Consider the following 20,343-nt stretch of genomic DNA (forward strand, 5'->3'; position numbering starts at 1 on the left):
CATTCTAAGCCGGATCCCATGCCGGCGCGACGTACTCGCTCGGCATGTAGTCCATTGGATCTGCATGATCCATCGTCAGATCATCTGCGTTCCTGGTTATCGATTCTGATAACCCAAGGCGGAACTTGAGGTTGTCGCGCCTGCGATAGTGACGCGCCTTACCGCCGTCCGTTTGCTTTCGATTGAAGCTGGTTTGGATGACGTCGCCCATCAGCTTACTTGCCGAAAAACATAATCAGGATAGTTGCACAGACTATCGCAGTGCAGATCACCCAAGCGTTAGCCGTGTTCATTTTGGAATCTCCGAGAGGTCCGCCGCTTCCCGCGTCCGGGACCGCGCGATTAGATCGCGGTTGCGGCGGTTTTTGTTGCGGAATCGTGATAGCGTTGCCCTCACAAATGGAGGGCATGCGCCATGAAGAAGCCGAAGAAACTCACCCCAGAACAAGAAATGATCGTCGCTTTTATGCTGGCGACACAAGGCGCATTCCAAGCCCTGCAAGAAGTTCTCATAAACGAGGGTATCAACCCTGGCATTTTCCCAGCCGCGTTAGACGCGATAGCCAGTCTTTACGAGGATAAAGGGCGAGATTTGCCGGCAAAAATGATCTTAGAGATACGAAGTTCATTGACAGACGCGCCGCGACAGAAACGAGCCGAGGCAAACAATTGAATCTGACTGTCTCGAATTGAAGCCCGGCCATGTAGAAGCGCGGGCAGTGACGGCGAAAACCCTTGAGATAGGCGCTTTGCCTGATGATTTGTGGTTTGCCGTCTGTTGGAATTTCCATAAACGAAAGTACCCAGCGGAAAGGCTGGGCTTTGTGGTCGGGGCATATTAATGCTGCCGACTTGGTTTCCAGCGCGACCTAAACTTTCGTAAACGGCCGGGGCGTCAGAGCCCTCGAAGCGTCGCGGGTCCACCAAATTGCACGTTACCGCGCAACCATACGAATCAACACCTAGATGATTTTCAAAACGCGCGCAACTATTTCTTGGGATTGTTCACAGCCACAATCAGAGCGCGCCCGATAAGCCAACCCGCGGGAAACGCCAACAACAGCGCGATGGCAATCATGCCGCCACCCGTTTTTGACCAATCACCCGGATCGGCACGTCCAACATTTTCACTTCGCCCCCAAGCAGATATTTCTTGATCGTTTCAATGTCTTGCTGAGGGTTTGCGCATCCTCGGATATGGAGCGCAACCTTGTTCACGTCGGCCGGCCTGATCTTGAGTTCGGTCGCGCCCGCCTTCGCTTCCATAATCATTCGATTGACGAGCGTCATGCCGCCACCACCATATCAGCCGGCAAACTCGTCCGGATCATCCCCAACAATACCTCAATTCGGCCCTTGCTGTCGATCTTGTCGATTGTCGCAATAAGGCCCGCATAGGCGCCGCCGTCGTCATCGACGCGCACCCTGTCGCCGCGTTTCCATGCCGAGCCGCGACGGCCGCCGTTCTCCTGAATCCATTTCTGCTGCTCTTCCATCTGTTTCCGGAAGACCGCAAGTACAGCCGCATGAGGCAGTTTCACTGGATTTCCGGCGATGTCGCGCATGAAGCCGCTTACACCTCGCACTTCCTCAATTGTGCGATGGTCGCCGATTCCAGTCGTCCGCAAGAAGCCGTAACCCGGAAACATCGGCTTTGCGATCACGCGCGTGACCTTGTGGCCGTTTTTGCCGATGCGTCCGGTTTTGACGCGACGACGCAATACCGGAACGAACATCTCGAGCCCGAGCTCGTGCAGACGCCAAACCGTCGTCAGATCCTGTTGCGGTTCGGTCTGTACGACATACCATTCCGCAGGTTCATTGGATGGCGCGACGGGAGCTATCGGCGGATCGATATCCACGAACCCGACGAAATCACCGATCTTCAGTTCTTTCAAATCGACTGCCTGCACGTCCGTATCCCTCATTTTAACTTCTGGTGGTGTATGTGCGGCCTGGATACGCAAGGCCGAAACTTCAGTTGAGCGTCTTTTGCAAAAACGTGAATGCCGGCGCGGCATGTATAGCCGCTAGCATGGCGAATGCCATCTTGAGGCAAAGGTTGAAAAGATCGTCCCTCTTCCAGATAACAAACAGCGCTAGGAAAAGTATGCAATCGAATGTCCAAACAATTCCTGTCGTCATTTTCTCTTCTCCCGTGGTGCGCCGGATGTGGTGGCGCGGGTTATTCACATTCCAGAATGACGCGTTTGGCTTGCTCTAAAGGCATAATAAATTCGACGCATTCGGGGTCGAGAAACGGATCGAACGCAATACGCGCCTGTGCCTTTGCGGCAAGGCAAACTGATTGACCATTCGGCCCCATGTCGTCGAGTAATTGGTCCATCGCCTCAACCAAGGCTGCAACCTGCGCCTCCGAAGGTTTCTCGCTCACGCTGCATCCTCCGCTGCTGTTGGGGCGAACTCCCCGCACCAATCGAGCGGGCGCGTTTTGGGCCATCCCTGACCGTGCGCACCCGATGTTCCAGACGCGATCGGGTAACGTCGGCATACGCCCTCAAGCGCGACCTTGTTGTCGCGACCGCACCAAAACAGACATCGATTGCATGAGCCGATATCAACGTTTGTAGTGCTCATACCGCAGCCTCATCCGACATAGGGGCGGCGGAACGCGCTTCGATTTCAGCGGCGGTGAGGATTGCGAGGTCGGCGCCATTCTCTAGGACCAAACACTTGTGTCCACCTGTGACGGCGCGCAACGTTTTGCGGAAACTGTCGACTGCGTCGCGCGGGATGCGGTCCTTCAACTTCAGCACCAGAATATCTCCCGGTCGCAAATCGAGCCGCGCGATTTTGAATTTGATATCATCGATTGCGCTCATGTGTTTTCCTTTGCTGCCGAATGCTATGGGCCAGAGCCGTGCTTCGGCACTGGCCTGCCCGGATCGAACTGCTGATATTTTTCGCGGATTGCCGGCAATACCCAATCCGGGGCCCGAAGATTTTTCCACATGGTCTCACTGAGCAGAGTATCTCGGCGCGTGCCGTCTGACCGACATGCGTCAATGGCTCTCAGAACCCACCATAGCAGGTGCTTGTCGTTGAACTGGTCGGTCATGGAGATGTCCTCTCGAGGCGCACCGTCACTTCGCCTTTGACGATTTCAGTTTGAGCGATTCCATAGTGAAAGACCGGCGATCCGTTGACGGTGCGATTCCTGCAAACCGATCCCTCCTCCGGATCAGCACTCACGCAGTATTTCTGTTCGACGCCATTCAGAAACACGACGATCTTATAGCCGCCCGCCATCAGGTTTTTATGATTCTCGTAGCCGGGATCATTCCTGTCCGCCGATACGCGACCGCGGAAGTTCGCCGGGACGTAACGCCGTTTTTCGAATGCATCCTTCATGCTGCGTCTTCCTCTGATTGCGGGGCGATACGTTCGCCGGTTGCTTCGTCGTAGCCTGGCGCATATTCGGACGGCCACCACCAGCCGAGTTGAACGCGGCCGGTTTCCTCATCGCGCCGTTCGATCGTGCGCGACCAGGTAATTCCGCGCGTTTGTTTGATGTGCGCGACCCAGCTTTTCCAACCGAGCGTATCGAGGATGACGAAAGTTTTGTTGAGCATCGTCAGGCCGGCAGTCGCCGCCGGTACAGGCTCCGGTGTGGCGCGCTGGAACCACGAAACGAGCATCGCGTTCCAATCGTCAGCAACGGTGCCGCGGCCCATGTGGTAGGGGTGAAACCGGCTGAATTCCTTGTTAAATTGCTGATCTCCAAAGCCCATTCCGCGAATAGCTTCTCGCGTCGATTCCGATGGCGCGAACGCGATGGTTAGTTTTTCCTTCGAATCCAATCGCGAAGCCCTCGGGCGCGCGGGCTTCTCTCCCCCTCCAAGTCCTACTCCAAGGATCAAGGAGTCTCCTCCCTCCTCCCTCTGACGTACCATTTCTCCTTTTTGTGGAAATGGCTCCGGCTTAGATGGTTCGATTTCCTCTTTTGGATACTTTGAGGCGACGTACTTTCTGATTTCGTCGTCCCTTACGTCACGGAATTTCGGCGTTTTGGGTTTCTGGTACTTGCAGAAATTACGGACTGCGCCATGCGGTTTCCCCTCAAAGGAGAATTGACGCACGGCATCGGCTCGCGTCAGCTCAGCGAGCAGCGGAACTACGTCGAGATTATCGGCCGAAAACACCCGCATCTTCAGCGTAACCGGCTTCCACTCAAACACACCCTGGTCGTCTGACTCGGTCCAGATGCCCAATAGCAGCACGCGCGCGGCCATAGAGAGCGACGCGAACGCCTCATCGGTGAACAGGCCGGGATGAATGCTGCGGATGCGCGCCATCAGAACTGTTTTCCGTTCTTTTCGAGCCAATCGTCATAGGGCTTTTCGAAACTCGCGAGATCGCCCATGCGCATGCCCTTGGCATCCGACTCGATTTCCTCAAGAGAGAAGCCGCAAAGGTGCAAATGCTCGAGATAGGCAACGCAGCTATACCGCGGAGCGCGAGCGCGCTTGCGGATGATGCCCTGGATATAGAGAAGCTTACGGATATAGGGCTTCTCGGCCTCCTGCTTTTGAATGCTGCAAAACGCCGGGATCTTCGTGAAGGCTTTATTCCAACTCTTTGACGTCGGGGCACCGGATTCGTACTCAAGATAATTGCTGAACGATTCTTCCGCGGCCTGCAGGACGTCGGCGACGGTGTATTTTTTCAGCCACTTCCGAACATCGTTGCGGCCGGCGTCGTTGAGGGTAAATCCGTTCCGCTCTAAACGCTCCACCACCCGATCAAGGGTATCGGTTGATAGACGCTGCAATTCGTCGCGCCATGCAATCATCATCTCGATTTGGTCGCGGCGCTCGGCAAGCTCCGCTATTTGGTCAAGCTGCTTTGTGAGCACTGCGCGATCGATTAATTCCCGGCCACCCTTGCCTGAATTGCAATCGAAGCATGATGTAATCAGATTCAGTATGTCGGCATCGCCGCCGGCAACAACGGGCTTAACATGGTCGCATTGCAGAATGACCTCTGGCGCCTTCCGCCCACAGTACTGGCAGGTAAAGGAGTCGCGCTTGAAGACTTCAAATCGCAATTTTTGGGACAGCGCGGCCCGTGCCATTATATCATTCCAAGTGCTTGCTGGTATGTCTCGACGATAGTTTCATGTTCGGCGCGCTCGTTGGCGTCCTGCTTGCGTAGGCGGACGATCGTCCGGAGGGCTTTCACGTCGTACCCGTTGCCCTTCGCCTCCGCGTAGACATCGCGGATATCGTCGCTGATGGTTTTGCGCTCTTCCTCGAGACGTTCGATTCGTTCGATGATCGCCTTGAGTTGGTCCTTTGCGAAGGACGTCGCCGGCGCGTCTGGGGCTATAGCGGTGTTGTGGCCTGTTGCTGGCGTCATGATAACTTCCTTGCTTTCAGTTTTGCGACATTGCGGCGGCGTTCGCGCCACGTTGCGAGGGATTCAAGCCACGCCCAACAACACCAAACGATGCCGACCGCGATTGCGACGCCGATCGCGAATACCCAGGTGGTGATAACCAGCATGATCGGCCATCCGAAAAGCCAACCGAACGTCCACGCGGATGACCAATCGAATTGCGGGCCAATGAACAGGGCGTGAAGCATCGCGCCGATACCGAGATAAATTGCGAAACCGATCAGCCTCATGCCGCGCTCTCCGTTGCTGTCGCAGCCGCGAGACGTTTTCCCCGCACGATCAAATCACACGCTCCCATATCGTCTGTTTTGAAAAGGTCGCGGATCATCGCGAGTCCATCGTTGAAGGGGAGTCCACCGACCGGCGCGTATGCGAGACGCGCCTCTTCGTCAGCGCGCTTGTTGGTTGGGGTGCGGGTCATACCGCGTCGCCGTCTGGCTTGATGTACGCGCCCCGGAGACGCGATGCGGCCTCGCCAGCAAGCGCCGCCCATCCGGCTTCATCAATGTAATGGTCGAGACGCAACGGGCCGGTGTACGCCCTCGCCTGCTTGAGGCTCACCATCATTTGCGCGACGTCATGCTCGTCAATTGGCCGCTTGGGCGCCTTCCCGGCCACAGCGAGAAGCCCGTTCCATAGGAGGGCTATCCTGGCGAATCCGGGCATGGGATCGAGCCCGTAGGCTTCCTGACGGTCGCCGCCGACCAACGTCGCGGCGGACCCGATGATCTTCCCGGCCTTCATGCTGCGCGATCCTCGGTCAGGTAACGGAAATCGGATAGGAAATTGGCCCGCGCAACTAGGGGGGTCCAATACTGAAGCGTTACGCCGATCGGCGCAGCATCGGTCGACCAGCGGACAGGCGCGGTTGCCATGTTCTGCGTGCGCTCGTCGAAAAGAATCCGCCCATCAAACTCCTTGACCGCGGTCGGCATATCGGCGTCGAGGCCGAAACGCTCGCAGACAGCGCGCATGATCTTGTCCTCAGCCTCTTTGTATCCGGCCAGGAACGGCTTTAAGGGGCGCGGAACGTCGACCAGGTAGGCTTCGCTGGCGTCATGCAGGAGCGCCCAGAGCTTGTGCTCCGGCGCCGCGGCGCGTGAAAGCAGAACCGAATGTTCCGCGACGCTGTAGAACCGCAAGCAATGGCCGCCGAACCGGCAGAGCATCGAAAGCGCATGGGCGATATCGTCGATGAAAACCTCATCGGCGCGTGGGTCGATCGGCCAAAATTGCCGTCCAAGCGCTGTCTGGATCCAATCTCCTCGAGAGTCTGTCATTCCGCAGCCTGCCCCTGTATTCCAGCAAAGATCGGTTCCCATGAGATCCGGCGCAATTCGGTCGCTCCGCAGTGGCCGCGGTCCCAGACGAACCAAGCGAACGCCGTTGGGTTGCTGACCTTCGGTCCTTCCCAGCCGTCGCGATGCATCATCGGCAACCGGTTTCGGAAAACATGCACGCGCGCGAGATGGCCGCCATCAAGTATCGGCGCTCTCCTGGTGCTCTCGAGGAACGCCAGCCGAAGCAACATCACAACACGCGGGCAGAGATCGAGCGCGTGAACGACGAATTCGGAAGCGTTCTTAAATGGCGGGTTGGTGACGATGGCCTGCACGCCGATCGGTAATTGGCGCTCGGAGAGGAAGTCCCAACCGTGTTCGTCCTGGTCCGGCGACTCGTAGTCGACGAGATCGGTCGCATAGACCTGCCGGCCGGATACGCGAAGGACGCGCACGATTGAACCGGGACCGCAGGCCGGTTCCCAGATAACCGGTGGGAGGTTTTCAGCCTTTAGCAGCGCCTGCACCGCCTCCGGCGGCGTCTCGTAAAGGTCGTTCTTCCGTTCAGCCAATGCCGCTTTTGTATCGGAGATCGCGAGTCCAGCGCTCATGCCGCACCCTTTGCGAGTTCGATAAATTGTCCGGCAATTCCGCAGTCTCTCAAGATCGCAGCATCACGCTCGCCATAAGCGATCAGGACGGATGGCGCCCCTGCGTTTGCCGCGGCCCGCTTGCCGTCGACGTGATGAAAATAGAGACGACCGCGGAAGAACAGCAGCGCGGTTGCTTTCTTCCAAACCGTTTCAAAAAACAGATCGGTTTCGGTTCGCGCGAATATCAGCGTCGTCCCGATGCCATGCTCGACCATGCGGCGCATCCAGGGGCCAACGATCTGAGGGCCGCCATAGGGCGGATTGAACCACACGCGACCGTTCCATGGCTTCAGCAGTCCATTGTCGGCGATCGTGAAATGCTCTTTCGCGGTCGGCCATGGGCGAACGATCGGGGAGCATGGATCAAGATCGAACGAATCGGGGCCGCCTAACGCGTCGATAATTTCGGGCGGAGTCAGCCATTCGTCCTTGAGCATATTCGCGCTCTGATGGCCGCCCATTCCCGTGAAGCGCGCGCTCTGCTCGCGATCGAATAGGGTTTGATCGCTCATGCGATTACCGCTGCTTTCATGTGATGGAGGTAATGGCCGGTGCAGCCGTCGCCGCCGGGCTCGATTTCGATAATCTGCTCGCTCGCCTCGTGGCGGAACGTCCGCAGCGTGTTCGGATCGCGATGCCAGCCTTGACGCGCCAAGATCCCGCGCAGCGTGGTCAAATATGCGCGCGTCGCGTCATCCTCGTGCAAATAGGTCCGGCGCCCATCCGTTTCCCAGGCGTCGTCTTCCGGGCGGTATCCGAGAATGGTGAGAGTATCGGCGAGCATGTTCATACCGCTGCCTCGCGCCAGTAAATCCACTTAAATCCCTGCTGAGATGATGCCGGCTCTTTGCGAGACTTGATCGCCTTCAAATCAGCAAGTTGCGCCAATCGATTCGCGACAACGTCCGGCGAAAAGGCGTCGACACGCTTCCATATCTCCCTGGATGAAAGAGCGTTGTCGGAACCGAATGGGATGGCGTTTACGATTTCGTTCATGCGGCCCTCCCGTGGAATAGGCCGCTGCGGTAGACCGGATAATTATGATTGTGCTTGCCTGGGTCGCTCACGCAGGGGCGTATCGTCCCGGTGCGGATAATGACGCCATCCTTGATCGCGCGCAGCCAGACGGCGCCCATCGCATTCGGGTGACTTGGCCGAATCTTCAGATGCCGGAGCAGGTCGTCGACATGCACTTCACACTGCCTCCGCGCGACATGACAAATCGCTGCGTAAGCCACTTCCGCGAAATCTGGATTGACCAGCGTCTCTGCGAATTCAGCTTCGATCATGCCGACGTCGCGGTTATGTGCGGCCCAGTCGAATAGAGATACGGACTCCATCATGCGCGCACCTTTGAGGCCACGTCGGCACGAAGAACCAATTCGTTGATGGAGCGAACCATGCTGGCTTGTTCGCGGGCCGCGAATGGATCCGTCAGCGCTTGCGCGAGCGCGGCATTAATCAGCACAAGCTTTTTGAGAACCAAAAGCTCGACCGGACTGATCTCGATCTTGATTGTTCGGTCGATCACGCGCCCATCTCCGCAGTATTTCGAACTGCTTGCGCGAGCATGTCGCGGAGTTGGTTCTTTGACATTTCAGGTGCGGGACCGTAGAGCCGCCGACGCATTACGGGATCGGTTTTGCTGACCGCGAGGATCGGAGCCGCAGCCAACTTCGCGGCGCGGACTTTCGCCTTATGCCTCTTGCTCTTTGCGCGGTCGCGGGCGCGTCGGCGTTCGGCAAACATCGCGCGCTGTTCCGGTGTTTGATCTTCGCGTCTGATCATGCCGCCACCGCGATCTTTGGCGCCATTGCCGGCGCAATCCAGCCCCGCGGCGGCTGCAGTTTCAGGCGATGATGCGGACACCAGGACGTTTCCGAATCGACGGCATGGCCGCAATATCGGGCGTCCGTCAGGTCATCATTCGTGATGAAGCGGCATTCGACGGGCCTGCCGTCCTTCATGGTCAAATCAGCGAGCGCGAGATTTAACGGTTCAAGACATTGCATCGGGATTTCCCTCGGAATGGGTTTCGGTTTGAACGCAACGGAACCGCGACGCTTACGCATACGCTCGGTATTTTTTTCTCGGATACGATCTTTCCTCGCCTGGAGCTCGGACTCGGTCGGCGGCGGCTTGACGCTCCTGGACAATTTCAGCCGATCAATCTTCCCGCAAACCGCGTTGCGCGATATGCCAAGCTCGTCGGCGATGGCCTGCGCTGTTACGCCGGCTTCCCATTTGGTCTTGAGAAGATCGCGCTGTTCTTGTGACCATGTTTCGACCCACCGCATCAGATCGCATCCTGTTTTGGTTGGATGACTTCGATGATCTCGGCGATTTCAGAGGCAAGCGCGGGGTCGAATCGAAGTAACCGGGTTATCTTCCGGACGGCGTGCAAGACCGACGTATGGTCACGATCCATGCGACGACCGATTTCTGGAAGAGATTTTAGCGTCAAGGTTTTCGCCAAATACATCGTAATTTGGCGCGGCCTGACGACGGCATGGGTGCGGCGCGGTGAAAGTATATCGTCCCGCGTGATGTTATAGCGACGCGCAACAATCCTGATTAGTTCGTCAATGCGTGGTCGCGGCGCCCCGGCCGCGGGCTCATATTCGCATACGATCGAAAACCACGGTTCCTTGAATGCCGGAGCGACTTCTATCGGAGCGGGTTTTGACGGATGAAGGATGGGATCGGGCCGGAAGGTCTTATCGGCGGGAACGAAATCCGGCGCACCGAGCGCGCGCGACGCCATCCTGGCGCGACGCTCACGCCTCGCCGCAATGCGGTCACTCGATGGCAATTTCAAATAAGGATCGTGCTGAACGAGAGTCGCAATCGCCTGCATATTCCCCTACCCCATTCATTTTTAAGAAACGCGCGGCCCGCATTTGCGCGGGGTGATGCCGGGCTCAGTTATGCGTCGGAGCTATTTCAGGAGCGATCTTCACCGCGCAATTTGCGCAGAGTGCCGACAAGCGCAGCAATCGTCGGCTGATGAAAATTCGGATCGGTAACGTTAAGTCCGCTAACGATCGATTCGAGTTGTGAAGCGAGCGCCGCTGCCTCTCGTTGTGCCTGGAGGATTTCAACGGCGCGTTTAATGTCGCGAGCTGCCCAGTGATCCGGGTCTGTGATTTCACCATACCAAAGCGCTTTCACTGTTCGAAACGTTACGGTCTGAACCTTCTCCGGAACGCGAGCCAACCAACTCTCTCGCGTTACGCCCCAATCTCTCGGGCCTGCTAAAAACGCAATCTCTTTGCGCATCGAAATCACTCCTTACGCTGTACGAATTGAGTTTCCGGATTTCGGAAAGCTTTCGGAAGGACTTTCCGATTTCCGGAATTTTTAAGCTGTAACTTCACCTCATCGAAAACGGTTGACGTTGAAGGGAACTAGACGGTGGAAGAGGAAGCGGACGCCTGGACCAAGTTCGCAGACATCGAATCGAACGCGCGACTGCGTAACGAGGTCGAATTGTTCATGATGCGGTCGGAAGCGCTGATGTCGAGAAGCGACCACTGCGCTTCAAGCGCACAGATCGCGGCCTCAAGTTCGGGATCAACGGAAGTGGCGCCGGAGCCGAGAATTGCACTCGACCGCAGTAGCGGCGTTGGCCCAGCCAAATTATCGCGCGTGGCCTGTTCAACGCTGCCGGCAGAAGAGAAAAGCGGCGCCGCCTCTTTTTTAGGGCGCGGCGCCGAGTGTACCGGTGCGGGAGGAATAGAAGACACCGGATCTGAAATTGAATCTTGCGGGCCGGACGCTATCCCGGCTGACAGTTGGAGGGTGGAAGAGCCCACCTGTCGCACCCCAAGGCTCTGCTCTAGAGGGGTAGCGCCGGTCTGCATTTCCCGGCCTCCGCAAGAACTGTTTCCGGTGACGGCGGGGCACATAGCGCGATCACGCGCCCTTCCCGATGGAGCCGGCGTCGCTTCGCGACCGCCCCATGTCATTGACCTGGGCTGTTGGATGCCTGGGCCGTCACCGGAACTGGAATTGGTTGCCCCGAGGAAATCACGTTCGGGGCCAGACGTGCCGGGGCCTGTACCGGTACGGCAGGTATTAGTTGCGGCACTCTCTCCGCCCGTCACCCCCTGTAGGTGGCATTGCCTGGGGTTGGCAGCATCGGGTCCTACTCCCGATTCATGTGGCGTCGTCGATTGCGATGACGCTTGGATCAAGCCTGTACATCCGGAGACCATGCCGGACGCCGTTGGCGTCGGATTCGCGAGTGAACCGGATTGCGGAGGCGACGTCGGCAGACCATCGGAGACTGCGTTTTGTTCGGGCGCAGACATTCTCGTCGCCCTTGAATCCGCTCCAGTAAGTCTTGGGTCCGTAGCCGCCGCGGCGGATAATGAACGATTGCATGTGACCTCGCGCGAATTAGTTGCGGTCGCCACCGATGGGCCGGGGGCGAGCTTTACAGCGACGACCGCGTTCACGTCCGAAGGGGAAGCCACCGCGGACGCAACTGAATTAACGGCGACAACCGACGCGCTCAGCGCAGCAGGGGCATTGCCACCCGAGCCAGTTGTCGCAATCACGTCGGAGGAGGTAATGGCCGACGTAACGGAATTGATGAGGATCGCTTCACACGAAGCGCATAGGAAGAACGTCTCGTCGACCTGCACGACCGCAGGAGCGTTGCCGCATTCATCGCAGATGGCGCGGGTGTGCAGCGAGATCATGCTGCGCGCTCCGCCTGTTTCATTGCGGTACAGGGATGTGGCAGCGATGCAACTATCGAGCGAATTGCAAAAGCGGAATTGGAATTTAATATCGAAAGATGAACGACGGTGTTCTGATGTTCCCTCGCCTTATTTCCGCTGGGGAGCGTGCCATGCAGGACTTCGAAGCCTATGGAGTGCCGACTTTTTATATGAATGTGCCGGTTGCGGAGCCCGCCGGGGGCGGGAATGTCCGCGTCTGGAATTGCGTCCGCAGGCATGGAGTGCTCGTTCCGGTTTGCGAAATCATTATTCCGGCTGTCGAGTTGCTGGTCGCGTCCCGCATCATCACGTCTGCCGCAATCGAGACTTTCAAAATGGAGGGGGAGGCGATAATGCTCGCTCATTGAGCGGCCTCGAGCTTCGCGCGGTTAGTCTCATCGAGTTTAGCCGCAGCGAGGTCCGCCAGCGCTTCAAGCGTCACGCCCTTAATCCCGCGTTCAAGAGCGGCTTCGACGGTCCGCGGCCAGTATCCGGCCGGGATAGAGTCGCGCTGTTTCATCTGGCGCGCGTTCACATCGGGAAGCCCAAGGGCGTCCCTGAAGGGAACTACGCCACCGAAGGCCGCGATGATGTCTGAGAACGACTGCATTCCGGATTCGATACACGGAGTATCGCGCTTAGTCAATACGGCACGTATCAAAAATATCGGTACAGTCCGTATCGGCATGGCGGGTGATGATCGAGACGAGGTAATTCAGGCGCGCGCGCAAAGGCTTAAGGCCTATCGCGAGGCGGCCGGATTTCGTTTCGCGGCGGAGGCGGCGCGGCGTTACCGATGGGTCGAGCCGACATATCGGTCTCATGAAAACGGGACGCGCCCGATCGGCGATGATGACGCCGACCGCTACGCCATAGGATTTAGCCGCCCCGGCCGCAAAATAACGGGCAAGGATATCATGTATGGACCGGCGGAAACCCCGGCCGACCCGTCAGAGAGCGGCATTTTGCGCGTTCCGGTCGTTGGCATGATCGGCGCAGGCGCCGTGGTCGAGCCCGAGTTCGAACAAGTGCCCGAAGGCGGCATTTATGAGGTCGAGCTGCCCTACGCCGTCCCGGAGGATCTGATCGCGTTCCAGGTAGAGGGTGATTCGATGATGCCGCGCTATGACGATGGCGACGTTATTCTCGTCTGGAAAGACCAAAAACGATCACTTGAGAGCTTCTACGGCGAGGAAGCCGCGGTCCGGACGCACGACGGGCGGCGCTATATCAAGACGATTTTATACGGAAAAACCCGCCAAACCGTGAATTTGCAAAGCTTCAACGCCAAGCTGATCGAGGGCGTCCGGATCGAATGGATCGGCGAAATTTACTCAACGATTCGGGCTGGCCAGGTCCACCGGCTCACCAAACGGGACCGCGCGCGTAAACCGGTCGCGAAACGCCCTAGCGCCGCCAAGGGCGCGCATAAATGAACCGGGCGCCCCATCGCCGCCCAAGCCCGGCCTCTACGCCCCAATAACCGCCCCTTCCCGCGGCGCCCCACCCCTCCGAAAATAATTGATACACCCCGTATTGACTAAGGTTCGATACACGGCGTATCGTTTCGAAATCAGCCGCTTATTGCGGTCAGGGGGGAAGCAGATGGCAGCAACACTTTTCCACGAACCGACCGGTCGATGGCTCACCTATTGCTTTGATTGGGCTGAAGGCACCGTCGTAACGCTTTCGATCGGGTCGTATTCGAAAACGCGAACTTATCTCAGCGGCAAGCCGATGTGGTGCGAGTTCACGCAATACACGCTGGTTGCGCCCGTCGCTTTCGACGGTCTCACTGGGCGCCCGCTGTTCGATCTCAATGAATGCAATCCAATTTGCGCGCTTGACGTCTCGCGGCTTCGCGCGGAGGCCGCGTGATGATCGCAATTGGCGGCAAGCCTCGTAAGGCTAAACTTCCTGCGCAACCGCAAGTCGTCGTGCAGCGCGCGGCCCTTGCGAACGAATTCGCCTTGTTCGGCACCGACGACAAGGGTTTGACCATCATCACTTGGATCGGCGATCCGAACGCCGCGACGAAATTCAATTCAAAATATGAAGCCAAATCCCGAGTGCGGGAGATGGAGGATGTTCCAGAGACCCGAGTGTTCAAGGTTATGGAGCACAAAGCCAAGGTGGCCGCGTGATGCCCAGCACCACAACCCTCCCCCACGTCTTTGCGCTCGCCCCTGATGATCGTCGCGTGGCCTATGACGCCGCAGCGGCACGCGCCCTGGATGCCGCAAGCGAGGCATCGGCGGCGCACAATGCCCGCAAGGTCGATCCCCGCTCCGTTCTCGACTATCGCGGATATCAGACAATGCGGATGGTTTGCGTGTTGCTGGTTAGGCATCACGACAAGCCGGCGTCGATCGAATGCTCGCGCGACGGGACCGTGGCGCGCATCTACCTGCCGAATTCAAAAATGATCGCGCAACCGGAGTCGAGCGCCGATTTCCTGCTCTGCGTCATCCCGAAATGGCTGGCGCAAAAAGCTGAATTGATGGGCGTTACGCCCGATCTCGCTGGCGATTGGAGCGAGGAGCAGCGCGAGACGTGGAATCGACTGAAAGACGCGCGCTTCTCGATCAATCGCAAGATCCAATCTCCGCCGCGCCTGACAACTCACGCTATTTCGAGGGTAAACACCGCATGAGCAAGATTGCATACATTGAGCGCCGTCCATTCGCCGCATCGGACGCCATCGCCGAAGAATTCGGCCGCGAGATTTATGGCGCGCGCCTGGACCCGTCCGATCCAGAAGCGTGTTTCAACTTTCTCTATTGTCAATTCGGCGATCGCTGGCGCGAAGTGATGGCGAACCTGGACGGCGCAATTTATGCCGCGGGTCAGCTTTACATCGACGCCGAGATGCGGAGGGCCGGATAATGGACCTTCAGCCATTTATCGCCTGCATTGCGGTTTTCGGCTTCGTTTGCGCCGTTGTCGGCTACATCGTTGGCAGAGCCGAAGGCAAGAGCCTCGCCGCGTTTCCGGATCCGACCGAAAGCGGGAGCAATCCCCTTTGAATCTCCGCGGTTTCGAACGGCGCGAATTTCCTCTGTCGGTGCGTAAGCTGGCGTTTAAACGTTGTTGCCGCGATGGCGTGCCGCATTGCGAAAATTGCGGCATTGAATTGAAGGCCGGCAATATCGAATACGAACATCTTTTGGCGGATGGGCTTTCGGGCGAACCGACGCTTGAAAACTGCGGCGTGTGGTGCCGGTCGTCTTGTTCAAAGAAGAAGACCTTCACCGAAGATAATCCGCGGATGCAGAAGGCCGACCGCGTTCTCAAAAAGAATTTCGGGCTAACGCCGTCACGTCACAAAATTCAATCTGCCGGATTTCGCAAAGCCCCACCACAACGAACCGCATCTCGTCCTATCGAGCGCAGATCATGAATTTCAGATTAGCCCTGCGAGCCGCGTTCTGGGCCTGCTTTTTCGCCGCCGGCCTGATCTCCGCATATCTGCTTTGGATCATACTCACGATGCCGAATGCGCCAGCGTCGTTTGGAGGGTGAACGGATGCCGTCTGCACATCGGGGGACAGAATGACTGACCTATTCCTTGAGCGCGATGCAGTGATTTCGGACTGCGGCAAGTATCGCTATTTGCTGCGCCGGACATGGGATCACGGCAAGCCGCGCTGCCTATACGTCATGCTCAATCCGTCAACGGCGGATGCGGAGATCGATGACGCCACAATCCGATCCTGCATTCGTCTTGCCAAAACCTACGGCTACGGCAGCTTCGAAGTAGTCAATCTGATGGCGTGGCGCGCAACCGATCCGAAAGACTTGCCAGCAAAGCCGTCCGAGGCCATGGGATCGGACAATCCGAGGATAATTGAAGCGGCAATAGCGCGCTGCGATGTCGTGATCTGCGCCTGGGGCGCCCATCCCTACGCCGCGCGGTTCAAGGGCGCTGTCCTCGATATGGTGGGCCTATATCGACCGACCGCGTACTGCCTCGGCAAGACGAAGGCCGGCGCTCCGAAGCATCCTCTTTACATCAAGAGCGGCACTCCGCTGGAGGCATTCCGATGACCCCGCCCCGCTGTTCTCCTGGCACCGTGGACGCCCCATGATCAGAATCCGAGGAATTTGGTGGCCATGCTCGGCTTGGCATCGCCACCGTAAGCCGATCCGAGGGAAGTATCGCAGGAGAATGAAATGAGCCACTTCACCGAAGATCAGATCAAACACATGGTGAACCGTTTCTTGGGTTGGCGGCTGCCGAAGAATTTCAATCCCGACGCTGGAATTAGCTATACGCGGCCCAATTATGCGCCGTCCGTAGATGCAACGCCGAGCGGGACCAATCTTTTCGATGCCACCCAAGCAGACGCGATGGTGCGCTATATGATCGAAGGGTTGCCCATCCCCAGCACTCTTGCCGCCGCTATCAAGCGCGCCTTAGAACGGGGTGAAGGGTATGTCCGGGCTGCGACGTGGAAGGAAATCAGTGAGCCGCCTTACGAACGAGGGCGGGCCCATAAAGACTTGGCGGAAGTGCATGCTGCCCTATGCATGGCTATCAACGGTCCTGCCCAACCGCCGCTGCAAGGTATTTACGATGCAATCAACGCGCTGGGCGGCAGACCCGATCAGGACAATTGCTATGACCAGGGCATTGTTGATACCGTCGCGAAGGTGCTGGATATCATCGAGAAGGCGCAGGCTGCTGGTGTTGCCCAAGCACCATTGGACTGCGATACGCTGGCGAGCGCTATTTATTCCGCTGATGACCTCTACCTCTCTCCAGATCAATCGCGACGCGCTGCTGAAGCGGCTATTCGCTTTTTTGGGGGTGCCCAAGCATCTGCGCCGGACCCGCTCAAGGCGATGGGATTGCCGTGGGAAGATGTCGCAGAAGATGATCCCGACGTAATCCTCGCCGCCCATGCTATCGCCGAGCACGGCATTGGGCGTCAGTGGGACGATTTTCTGCCGACCAATGCCTACGACGTAGACCAGGGAGACCTGATCGAATACGCGCGAGCGGCGGTCGCGGCCTTGCGCGCGAAGGTATCCCCGGTGCCATCGACACATGAGGCACCAGTCAACCTTCCGTTTGAGCGATTGCCACAACATGCCGGCGATCCAGCCTTTGGCCCTGTGCCAAACGTAGTGCCGCTTGGTAGCAGCGATCCAAACCACCCCAGCAATACGCCGGCCGATGCGGTGGTTTCCTCTAACCACCAAGGTGACTCCGATGCGTGAGCAAGAGGACGATTTCGCATTTACGCGAACCAAGTGGCGCTGTTCGGCGTGCGGTCGGCTCAACAGCATGGAGCGCGATAACGTCTGCCCCAAGTGCTTTGATCTGGCACTTGATGAAGATCAGAAGAAGCTCGACAGCCCCGTGTCTCTACAACACCAAGGTGGCAAATGACTCCATCCGAACAGGCTGCGCTGATTGATCGGCTGACCACAATGGCTCGCTGGCAACGCGACAACATGACCAAGACCGGCGTGTATAATAATTTCACGAACGGCAGCCTCGCTGAAGAAGCCGCAGCAGCGCTCTGCAACGTTTCCGCTAACGCTTCCGGGGCCGGTGGATTGCGGGAGGCGCTGGAGAAGATCATTACCTCCGCGATGTCATGGCATCCAAGCGAGAACGGTCCTTCGTATACCGATACCAAGAAAATTTTGTTCGACCGTCTCGCCGCCCTCCCGGATCAGCGAGCATCCGCACAAGGCTGTTTCGATAACACCACCGTGGCTCCGACCAATAGAGAACTGCACGACGCAATCGCGACCGCCATGCAGCAGGACGGCCTCACATATAGCGGCATCCAACAGGCGGTTAAAGTTGTGCAATCGCTATACGCGGTGACGCGCCCACATCCCCGTACCCCAGGAGAAAAATAATGCCCACCGGATACACCTATCCCGTTGTTGACGGGAAGATCACCGAGTTTCCCGATTTCGCCCTGTTGTGTGCCCGTGCATTCGGCGCGTTGATCATGATGCGCGACGATCCGATGGACGCGTCGATCCCCGATGAATTCGAGCCAGAAACCAAATATTACGATGATCGCCTCGCTGCGGATATGAAGCGGCTTGGCGGGGTTCAGGCAATGACCATGGCCGACGCCAACACGGCGGCTTTGGAGGTCCACCGAGAGGCCCTGGCTTCGCGCTCGAAGTATCTGGCCGACAAGGAGATCGAGGCCGGACGCCTGAATGCGATGCTGGCGCACGTCCGAGCTTGGAATCCGCCGACGCCGGACCATGCCGAGATGAAGAAGTTTATGATCGACCAGCTCGTCATGTCCCTGCCCGGAGATTATGCGCCAGCCATCCCGGCGCTTCTGGACGGTGCTGCATGGCGCCAGCAGGAGATCGACCGGCTCGCTGATTCCATCGTCTACAGCCAGAAGGAAATAGCCAAAGAGGTTGAGCGAGCGCGCACCCGAACCGAATGGGTGAAGTCGCTTCGGGCATCACTGATTCCTTCGCAACAGGGAAACACCCCATGACGCTACGCTGCATAATTTGCAATTGGCCGCTTGCTGAGAGCCGAGAGAGGGGCTGTGTCCCCGGCGATTGCAGCTATCGGCCCGACGATCCTGCCGAACAAGCGCGGATCAGAGAGCGTAGGGCCACGCTTAGCGCCGAACGATCGATGCCCTCGCGCGGGTGCCCCCAGGAGACCAGCCATGACTGACGGCGAAGATCACATGGTGAAAATCAGCGCCCTGATTTCTCGCCTGCAATCGACCATGGATCAGTTTGGGGACACCTGCGTTTATATTCGGCGCGGCGGCCTATCTTGGGGCGCCGTTGCCCTCAATCGTCGATCTGACGACCAAAAACACGGCGTGTTCGACCTCCATGCGCAGCATGACCGAGACATGCTTCAACGGCTTGAACAGATTGAGCGATTGAAGGCTTCTCGAAACGCAGCCGAAGCTCGGATTACAGAGGCAGTGGCAGAGGAGCGCGAGCGGTGCGCGAAGATTGCAGACGATACCGCGAAATATTTGGTCGGCGTAGGGAGTAAGGAATTTTCCGCTGCAGTCTCTGTGGCGACGGCTATCCGCGGTCCTGTGGGAGGAGCGCGCAATGGCTGAGACCGTGAAGTGCGGCGACTGCAAGTATTTCATTCGGAACGGCAAGTGCGTCTTTTTGCAAACAGCAGAGGGGCGCGATCCTGCACGCAAGTTCGAACACGCGCCATTCTGGGTCTGGTCGGACTGCTACAGCGATAGAGAACAGGTGCGCGCCAATGTTACCAGCGCATGCCCGACGTTCGCCCTCCGCACGCAGTCTCCGGCAAATCAGGGAGGGTCGCGGTGAGCCTCCCCCGAATTGTCTGCCGGTTCTCATGTGGTGCAGCCTCGGCAGTTGCCACAAAACTTGCACTGGCAAAATACGGACATGAGCGCGTCGAGATCACTTATTCCGACACTGGCTCTGAGCACCCCGACAACAAGCGGTTTCTCGCGGATTGTGAGCGCTGGTTTGGGAAATCCGTGACTGTCATCAAGTCGGAGAAGTACGCCGACACCTGGGCCGTGTGGGAAAAAGAGCGGTTCATTATGTCCCGGCAAGGCGCGCCTTGCACGGCAGCGCTGAAACGCGAGCCGGTCTATCTCTTCGAGCGGCCGACCGATATTCAAGTGCTCGGCTACACCGCTGAGGAAGAAGATCGGGCAAAACGATTGCGTGAGCAGAACTTTGAGCGAGTCATCGAAACCCCTCTCATTGAAGCCGGGCTGACCAAGGCAGACTGCTTAGGCTTGCTAGAGCGCGCCGGCATCGAATTGCCCGCAATGTATCTCCTCGGATTCCAGAACAATAACTGCATCGGATGCCCCAAGGGCGGGCGCGGCTATTGGAACATGATCCGCAAGCATTTCCCCGATCAGTTCGAGCGCATGGCTGCGCTACAGAGGAAGCTTGGCGAGGGGTCGGCATTTTGGGTTGAGGAAGATGGCACCAAGCTAACCCTAGACAGACTTGAACCTGACCGGGGTGAACAACACAACGAACCGAGCATCGAATGCTCGATCATGTGCCATATCGCTGAGGTCGAAATCGCAGAGGCCGCAGAGTGAAAAACGATCCTAAATGCTGCTGCAACCGCGAGATTTGCACCTATGACCCGGATGTAGGATGCGGCTCTCGGCGCATGTTCGGTGATAGCCTTGGACGGAAGCGCGCAGAGATCACCGCGACAGAGGAAACAACGACCCTATCCCCGGTGTCTCAGGCACAGAGCAAGACCCCATGACGCTGCCAGCCGTTTACCGC

General features: G+C 57.9%; 43 protein-coding genes and 1 pseudogene. 16 read left to right on the forward strand and 28 right to left on the reverse strand.

Features of this window, described 5'->3' with window-relative positions; genetic code table 11:
- Window positions 1-4: 4 nt before the first annotated feature.
- Window positions 5-211: a hypothetical protein gene (locus B5526_RS06215; protein ID WP_079537423.1), complete on the reverse strand. Its 207-nt coding sequence runs from the start codon at window positions 209-211 to the stop codon at window positions 5-7.
- 204 nt (window positions 212-415) lie between these two features.
- Between B5526_RS06215 and B5526_RS06220 the strand changes: the two genes are divergently transcribed.
- Complete coding sequence (locus B5526_RS06220) at window positions 416-673, forward strand: hypothetical protein (RefSeq protein ID WP_079537424.1); 258 nt, start codon at window positions 416-418, stop codon at window positions 671-673.
- 401 nt (window positions 674-1,074) lie between these two features.
- Here B5526_RS06220 and B5526_RS06225 read toward each other — a convergent pair whose 3' ends face one another.
- The 26 genes and pseudogenes from B5526_RS06225 to B5526_RS38385 form a co-directional block, all read right to left on the reverse strand.
- Window positions 1,075-1,290, reverse strand: coding sequence for a hypothetical protein (locus tag B5526_RS06225; RefSeq protein WP_079537425.1), 216 nt, complete (start codon window positions 1,288-1,290; stop codon window positions 1,075-1,077).
- Window positions 1,287-1,967 carry a transcription termination/antitermination protein NusG gene (gene nusG, locus B5526_RS06230; RefSeq protein WP_172841981.1) on the reverse strand — a complete coding sequence of 227 codons (681 nt, stop codon included), beginning with the start codon at window positions 1,965-1,967 and terminating at the stop codon, window positions 1,287-1,289. Before nusG ends, B5526_RS06225 begins: the two co-directional genes overlap by 4 nt.
- Window positions 1,968-1,977: 10 nt before the next feature.
- A complete protein-coding gene (locus B5526_RS38380; RefSeq protein ID WP_172841982.1) occupies window positions 1,978-2,145 on the reverse strand; it encodes a hypothetical protein in 168 nt (55 codons plus the stop codon).
- A 40-nt stretch (window positions 2,146-2,185) separates the two neighbouring features.
- Window positions 2,186-2,395, reverse strand: a complete 210-nt coding sequence (locus tag B5526_RS06235; protein ID WP_154071162.1) for a hypothetical protein — start codon at window positions 2,393-2,395, stop codon at window positions 2,186-2,188.
- 199 nt (window positions 2,396-2,594) lie between these two features.
- Entirely contained in the window at window positions 2,595-2,843 is a 249-nt protein-coding gene (locus B5526_RS06240; RefSeq protein ID WP_079537428.1) for a hypothetical protein, read from the reverse strand.
- Between the two features lie 23 nt (window positions 2,844-2,866).
- Window positions 2,867-3,079, reverse strand: a complete 213-nt coding sequence (locus tag B5526_RS37430) for a hypothetical protein (RefSeq protein ID WP_154071163.1) — start codon at window positions 3,077-3,079, stop codon at window positions 2,867-2,869.
- Window positions 3,076-3,372 carry a hypothetical protein gene (locus B5526_RS06245; RefSeq protein ID WP_079537429.1) on the reverse strand — a complete coding sequence of 99 codons (297 nt, stop codon included), beginning with the start codon at window positions 3,370-3,372 and terminating at the stop codon, window positions 3,076-3,078. Before B5526_RS06245 ends, B5526_RS37430 begins: the two co-directional genes overlap by 4 nt.
- Window positions 3,369-4,316, reverse strand: a complete 948-nt coding sequence (locus tag B5526_RS06250) for a hypothetical protein (RefSeq protein ID WP_079537430.1) — start codon at window positions 4,314-4,316, stop codon at window positions 3,369-3,371. The genes B5526_RS06245 and B5526_RS06250 overlap by 4 nt, the downstream gene beginning before the upstream one ends.
- On the reverse strand, window positions 4,316-5,095 hold the full coding sequence (locus B5526_RS06255; protein WP_079537431.1) for an HNH endonuclease: 780 nt from the start codon (window positions 5,093-5,095) through the stop codon (window positions 4,316-4,318). Before B5526_RS06255 ends, B5526_RS06250 begins: the two co-directional genes overlap by 1 nt.
- A complete protein-coding gene (locus B5526_RS06260; RefSeq protein ID WP_079537432.1) occupies window positions 5,095-5,379 on the reverse strand; it encodes a DUF2312 domain-containing protein in 285 nt (94 codons plus the stop codon). The genes B5526_RS06255 and B5526_RS06260 overlap by 1 nt, the downstream gene beginning before the upstream one ends.
- On the reverse strand, window positions 5,376-5,648 hold the full coding sequence (locus B5526_RS06265) for a hypothetical protein (RefSeq protein WP_079537433.1): 273 nt from the start codon (window positions 5,646-5,648) through the stop codon (window positions 5,376-5,378). Before B5526_RS06265 ends, B5526_RS06260 begins: the two co-directional genes overlap by 4 nt.
- Window positions 5,645-5,839, reverse strand: a complete 195-nt coding sequence (locus tag B5526_RS06270) for a hypothetical protein (protein WP_079537434.1) — start codon at window positions 5,837-5,839, stop codon at window positions 5,645-5,647. The genes B5526_RS06265 and B5526_RS06270 overlap by 4 nt, the downstream gene beginning before the upstream one ends.
- Entirely contained in the window at window positions 5,836-6,162 is a 327-nt protein-coding gene (locus B5526_RS06275; protein ID WP_079537435.1) for a DUF6378 domain-containing protein, read from the reverse strand. Before B5526_RS06275 ends, B5526_RS06270 begins: the two co-directional genes overlap by 4 nt.
- Window positions 6,159-6,698 carry a phosphohydrolase gene (locus tag B5526_RS06280; RefSeq protein WP_079537436.1) on the reverse strand — a complete coding sequence of 180 codons (540 nt, stop codon included), beginning with the start codon at window positions 6,696-6,698 and terminating at the stop codon, window positions 6,159-6,161. Before B5526_RS06280 ends, B5526_RS06275 begins: the two co-directional genes overlap by 4 nt.
- A complete protein-coding gene (locus B5526_RS06285; protein ID WP_079537437.1) occupies window positions 6,695-7,309 on the reverse strand; it encodes an SAM-dependent methyltransferase in 615 nt (204 codons plus the stop codon). Before B5526_RS06285 ends, B5526_RS06280 begins: the two co-directional genes overlap by 4 nt.
- Window positions 7,306-7,863 carry a DNA N-6-adenine-methyltransferase gene (locus B5526_RS06290; RefSeq protein WP_197688418.1) on the reverse strand — a complete coding sequence of 186 codons (558 nt, stop codon included), beginning with the start codon at window positions 7,861-7,863 and terminating at the stop codon, window positions 7,306-7,308. The genes B5526_RS06285 and B5526_RS06290 overlap by 4 nt, the downstream gene beginning before the upstream one ends.
- Window positions 7,860-8,141: a hypothetical protein gene (locus B5526_RS06295; protein ID WP_079537438.1), complete on the reverse strand. Its 282-nt coding sequence runs from the start codon at window positions 8,139-8,141 to the stop codon at window positions 7,860-7,862. Before B5526_RS06295 ends, B5526_RS06290 begins: the two co-directional genes overlap by 4 nt.
- Window positions 8,138-8,347, reverse strand: coding sequence for a hypothetical protein (locus tag B5526_RS06300; RefSeq protein WP_079537439.1), 210 nt, complete (start codon window positions 8,345-8,347; stop codon window positions 8,138-8,140). Before B5526_RS06300 ends, B5526_RS06295 begins: the two co-directional genes overlap by 4 nt.
- Window positions 8,344-8,691 (reverse strand): hypothetical protein, encoded by a 348-nt coding sequence (locus B5526_RS06305; RefSeq protein ID WP_154071164.1) that lies wholly within the window; start codon window positions 8,689-8,691, stop codon window positions 8,344-8,346. The genes B5526_RS06300 and B5526_RS06305 overlap by 4 nt, the downstream gene beginning before the upstream one ends.
- A complete protein-coding gene (locus tag B5526_RS06310) occupies window positions 8,691-8,882 on the reverse strand; it encodes a hypothetical protein (RefSeq protein WP_079537441.1) in 192 nt (63 codons plus the stop codon). The genes B5526_RS06305 and B5526_RS06310 overlap by 1 nt, the downstream gene beginning before the upstream one ends.
- Window positions 8,879-9,100, reverse strand: a complete 222-nt coding sequence (locus tag B5526_RS06315; RefSeq protein ID WP_154071165.1) for a hypothetical protein — start codon at window positions 9,098-9,100, stop codon at window positions 8,879-8,881. The genes B5526_RS06310 and B5526_RS06315 overlap by 4 nt, the downstream gene beginning before the upstream one ends.
- A gap of 35 nt (window positions 9,101-9,135) precedes the next feature.
- Entirely contained in the window at window positions 9,136-9,648 is a 513-nt protein-coding gene (locus B5526_RS06320; RefSeq protein WP_079537443.1) for a GcrA family cell cycle regulator, read from the reverse strand.
- Window positions 9,648-9,947: pseudogene (locus B5526_RS38855) on the reverse strand (helix-turn-helix domain-containing protein); the annotation flags it as partial. The pseudogene B5526_RS38855 and the gene B5526_RS06320, both read right to left, overlap by 1 nt.
- A gap of 347 nt (window positions 9,948-10,294) precedes the next feature.
- Window positions 10,295-10,630, reverse strand: a complete 336-nt coding sequence (locus tag B5526_RS06330; RefSeq protein WP_079537445.1) for a hypothetical protein — start codon at window positions 10,628-10,630, stop codon at window positions 10,295-10,297.
- Between the two features lie 128 nt (window positions 10,631-10,758).
- Window positions 10,759-11,214, reverse strand: coding sequence for a hypothetical protein (locus B5526_RS37435; RefSeq protein ID WP_154071166.1), 456 nt, complete (start codon window positions 11,212-11,214; stop codon window positions 10,759-10,761).
- A gap of 295 nt (window positions 11,215-11,509) precedes the next feature.
- Window positions 11,510-11,737: a hypothetical protein gene (locus tag B5526_RS38385; protein ID WP_079537447.1), complete on the reverse strand. Its 228-nt coding sequence runs from the start codon at window positions 11,735-11,737 to the stop codon at window positions 11,510-11,512.
- A gap of 472 nt (window positions 11,738-12,209) precedes the next feature.
- On the opposite strand from B5526_RS38385, the gene B5526_RS06345 reads away from it, so the two are divergent.
- Window positions 12,210-12,446 (forward strand): hypothetical protein, encoded by a 237-nt coding sequence (locus B5526_RS06345; protein ID WP_154071167.1) that lies wholly within the window; start codon window positions 12,210-12,212, stop codon window positions 12,444-12,446.
- Here the strand turns inward: B5526_RS06345 and B5526_RS37440 are convergent.
- Window positions 12,440-12,688 (reverse strand): hypothetical protein, encoded by a 249-nt coding sequence (locus B5526_RS37440; RefSeq protein ID WP_154071168.1) that lies wholly within the window; start codon window positions 12,686-12,688, stop codon window positions 12,440-12,442. The genes B5526_RS06345 and B5526_RS37440 overlap by 7 nt on opposite strands.
- On the opposite strand from B5526_RS37440, the gene B5526_RS06355 reads away from it, so the two are divergent.
- From B5526_RS06355 to B5526_RS06415, 14 genes are all read left to right on the forward strand, one after another.
- The gene (locus B5526_RS06355) at window positions 12,669-13,514 is read left to right on the forward strand and encodes a S24 family peptidase (protein WP_172841983.1); all 846 of its coding nucleotides are present in this window, start codon (window positions 12,669-12,671) and stop codon (window positions 13,512-13,514) included. The two genes, B5526_RS37440 and B5526_RS06355, sit on opposite strands and share 20 nt — an antisense overlap.
- A gap of 169 nt (window positions 13,515-13,683) precedes the next feature.
- Window positions 13,684-13,956 carry a hypothetical protein gene (locus B5526_RS06360; RefSeq protein ID WP_079537451.1) on the forward strand — a complete coding sequence of 91 codons (273 nt, stop codon included), beginning with the start codon at window positions 13,684-13,686 and terminating at the stop codon, window positions 13,954-13,956.
- Window positions 13,956-14,222, forward strand: coding sequence for a hypothetical protein (locus B5526_RS06365; protein WP_079537452.1), 267 nt, complete (start codon window positions 13,956-13,958; stop codon window positions 14,220-14,222). Before B5526_RS06360 ends, B5526_RS06365 begins: the two co-directional genes overlap by 1 nt.
- On the forward strand, window positions 14,222-14,731 hold the full coding sequence (locus B5526_RS06370) for a hypothetical protein (RefSeq protein ID WP_154071169.1): 510 nt from the start codon (window positions 14,222-14,224) through the stop codon (window positions 14,729-14,731). The genes B5526_RS06365 and B5526_RS06370 overlap by 1 nt, the downstream gene beginning before the upstream one ends.
- Window positions 14,728-14,964 (forward strand): hypothetical protein, encoded by a 237-nt coding sequence (locus B5526_RS06375; RefSeq protein ID WP_079537454.1) that lies wholly within the window; start codon window positions 14,728-14,730, stop codon window positions 14,962-14,964. Before B5526_RS06370 ends, B5526_RS06375 begins: the two co-directional genes overlap by 4 nt.
- Window positions 14,965-15,100: 136 nt before the next feature.
- On the forward strand, window positions 15,101-15,478 hold the full coding sequence (locus tag B5526_RS06380) for a hypothetical protein (RefSeq protein WP_079537455.1): 378 nt from the start codon (window positions 15,101-15,103) through the stop codon (window positions 15,476-15,478).
- 152 nt (window positions 15,479-15,630) lie between these two features.
- Window positions 15,631-16,125 (forward strand): DUF1643 domain-containing protein, encoded by a 495-nt coding sequence (locus tag B5526_RS06385; RefSeq protein ID WP_079537456.1) that lies wholly within the window; start codon window positions 15,631-15,633, stop codon window positions 16,123-16,125.
- A 126-nt stretch (window positions 16,126-16,251) separates the two neighbouring features.
- A complete protein-coding gene (locus B5526_RS38630; protein WP_197688419.1) occupies window positions 16,252-17,301 on the forward strand; it encodes a hypothetical protein in 1,050 nt (349 codons plus the stop codon).
- A complete protein-coding gene (locus B5526_RS38390) occupies window positions 17,294-17,473 on the forward strand; it encodes a hypothetical protein (protein ID WP_079537457.1) in 180 nt (59 codons plus the stop codon). The genes B5526_RS38630 and B5526_RS38390 overlap by 8 nt, the downstream gene beginning before the upstream one ends.
- On the forward strand, window positions 17,470-17,955 hold the full coding sequence (locus B5526_RS06400; protein WP_154071170.1) for a hypothetical protein: 486 nt from the start codon (window positions 17,470-17,472) through the stop codon (window positions 17,953-17,955). The genes B5526_RS38390 and B5526_RS06400 overlap by 4 nt, the downstream gene beginning before the upstream one ends.
- Entirely contained in the window at window positions 17,955-18,566 is a 612-nt protein-coding gene (locus B5526_RS06405) for a hypothetical protein (protein ID WP_079537459.1), read from the forward strand. Before B5526_RS06400 ends, B5526_RS06405 begins: the two co-directional genes overlap by 1 nt.
- A gap of 180 nt (window positions 18,567-18,746) precedes the next feature.
- The gene (locus tag B5526_RS06410) at window positions 18,747-19,160 is read left to right on the forward strand and encodes a hypothetical protein (RefSeq protein ID WP_079537460.1); all 414 of its coding nucleotides are present in this window, start codon (window positions 18,747-18,749) and stop codon (window positions 19,158-19,160) included.
- Entirely contained in the window at window positions 19,153-19,386 is a 234-nt protein-coding gene (locus B5526_RS38395; RefSeq protein WP_172841984.1) for a hypothetical protein, read from the forward strand. The genes B5526_RS06410 and B5526_RS38395 overlap by 8 nt, the downstream gene beginning before the upstream one ends.
- Window positions 19,383-20,147: a hypothetical protein gene (locus tag B5526_RS06415; RefSeq protein ID WP_079544735.1), complete on the forward strand. Its 765-nt coding sequence runs from the start codon at window positions 19,383-19,385 to the stop codon at window positions 20,145-20,147. The genes B5526_RS38395 and B5526_RS06415 overlap by 4 nt, the downstream gene beginning before the upstream one ends.
- Window positions 20,148-20,343 lie beyond the last annotated feature (196 nt).

This window comes from Bradyrhizobium lablabi (assembly GCF_900141755.1).
GTDB classification, from domain to species: Bacteria; Pseudomonadota; Alphaproteobacteria; order Rhizobiales; family Xanthobacteraceae; genus Bradyrhizobium; species Bradyrhizobium lablabi_A.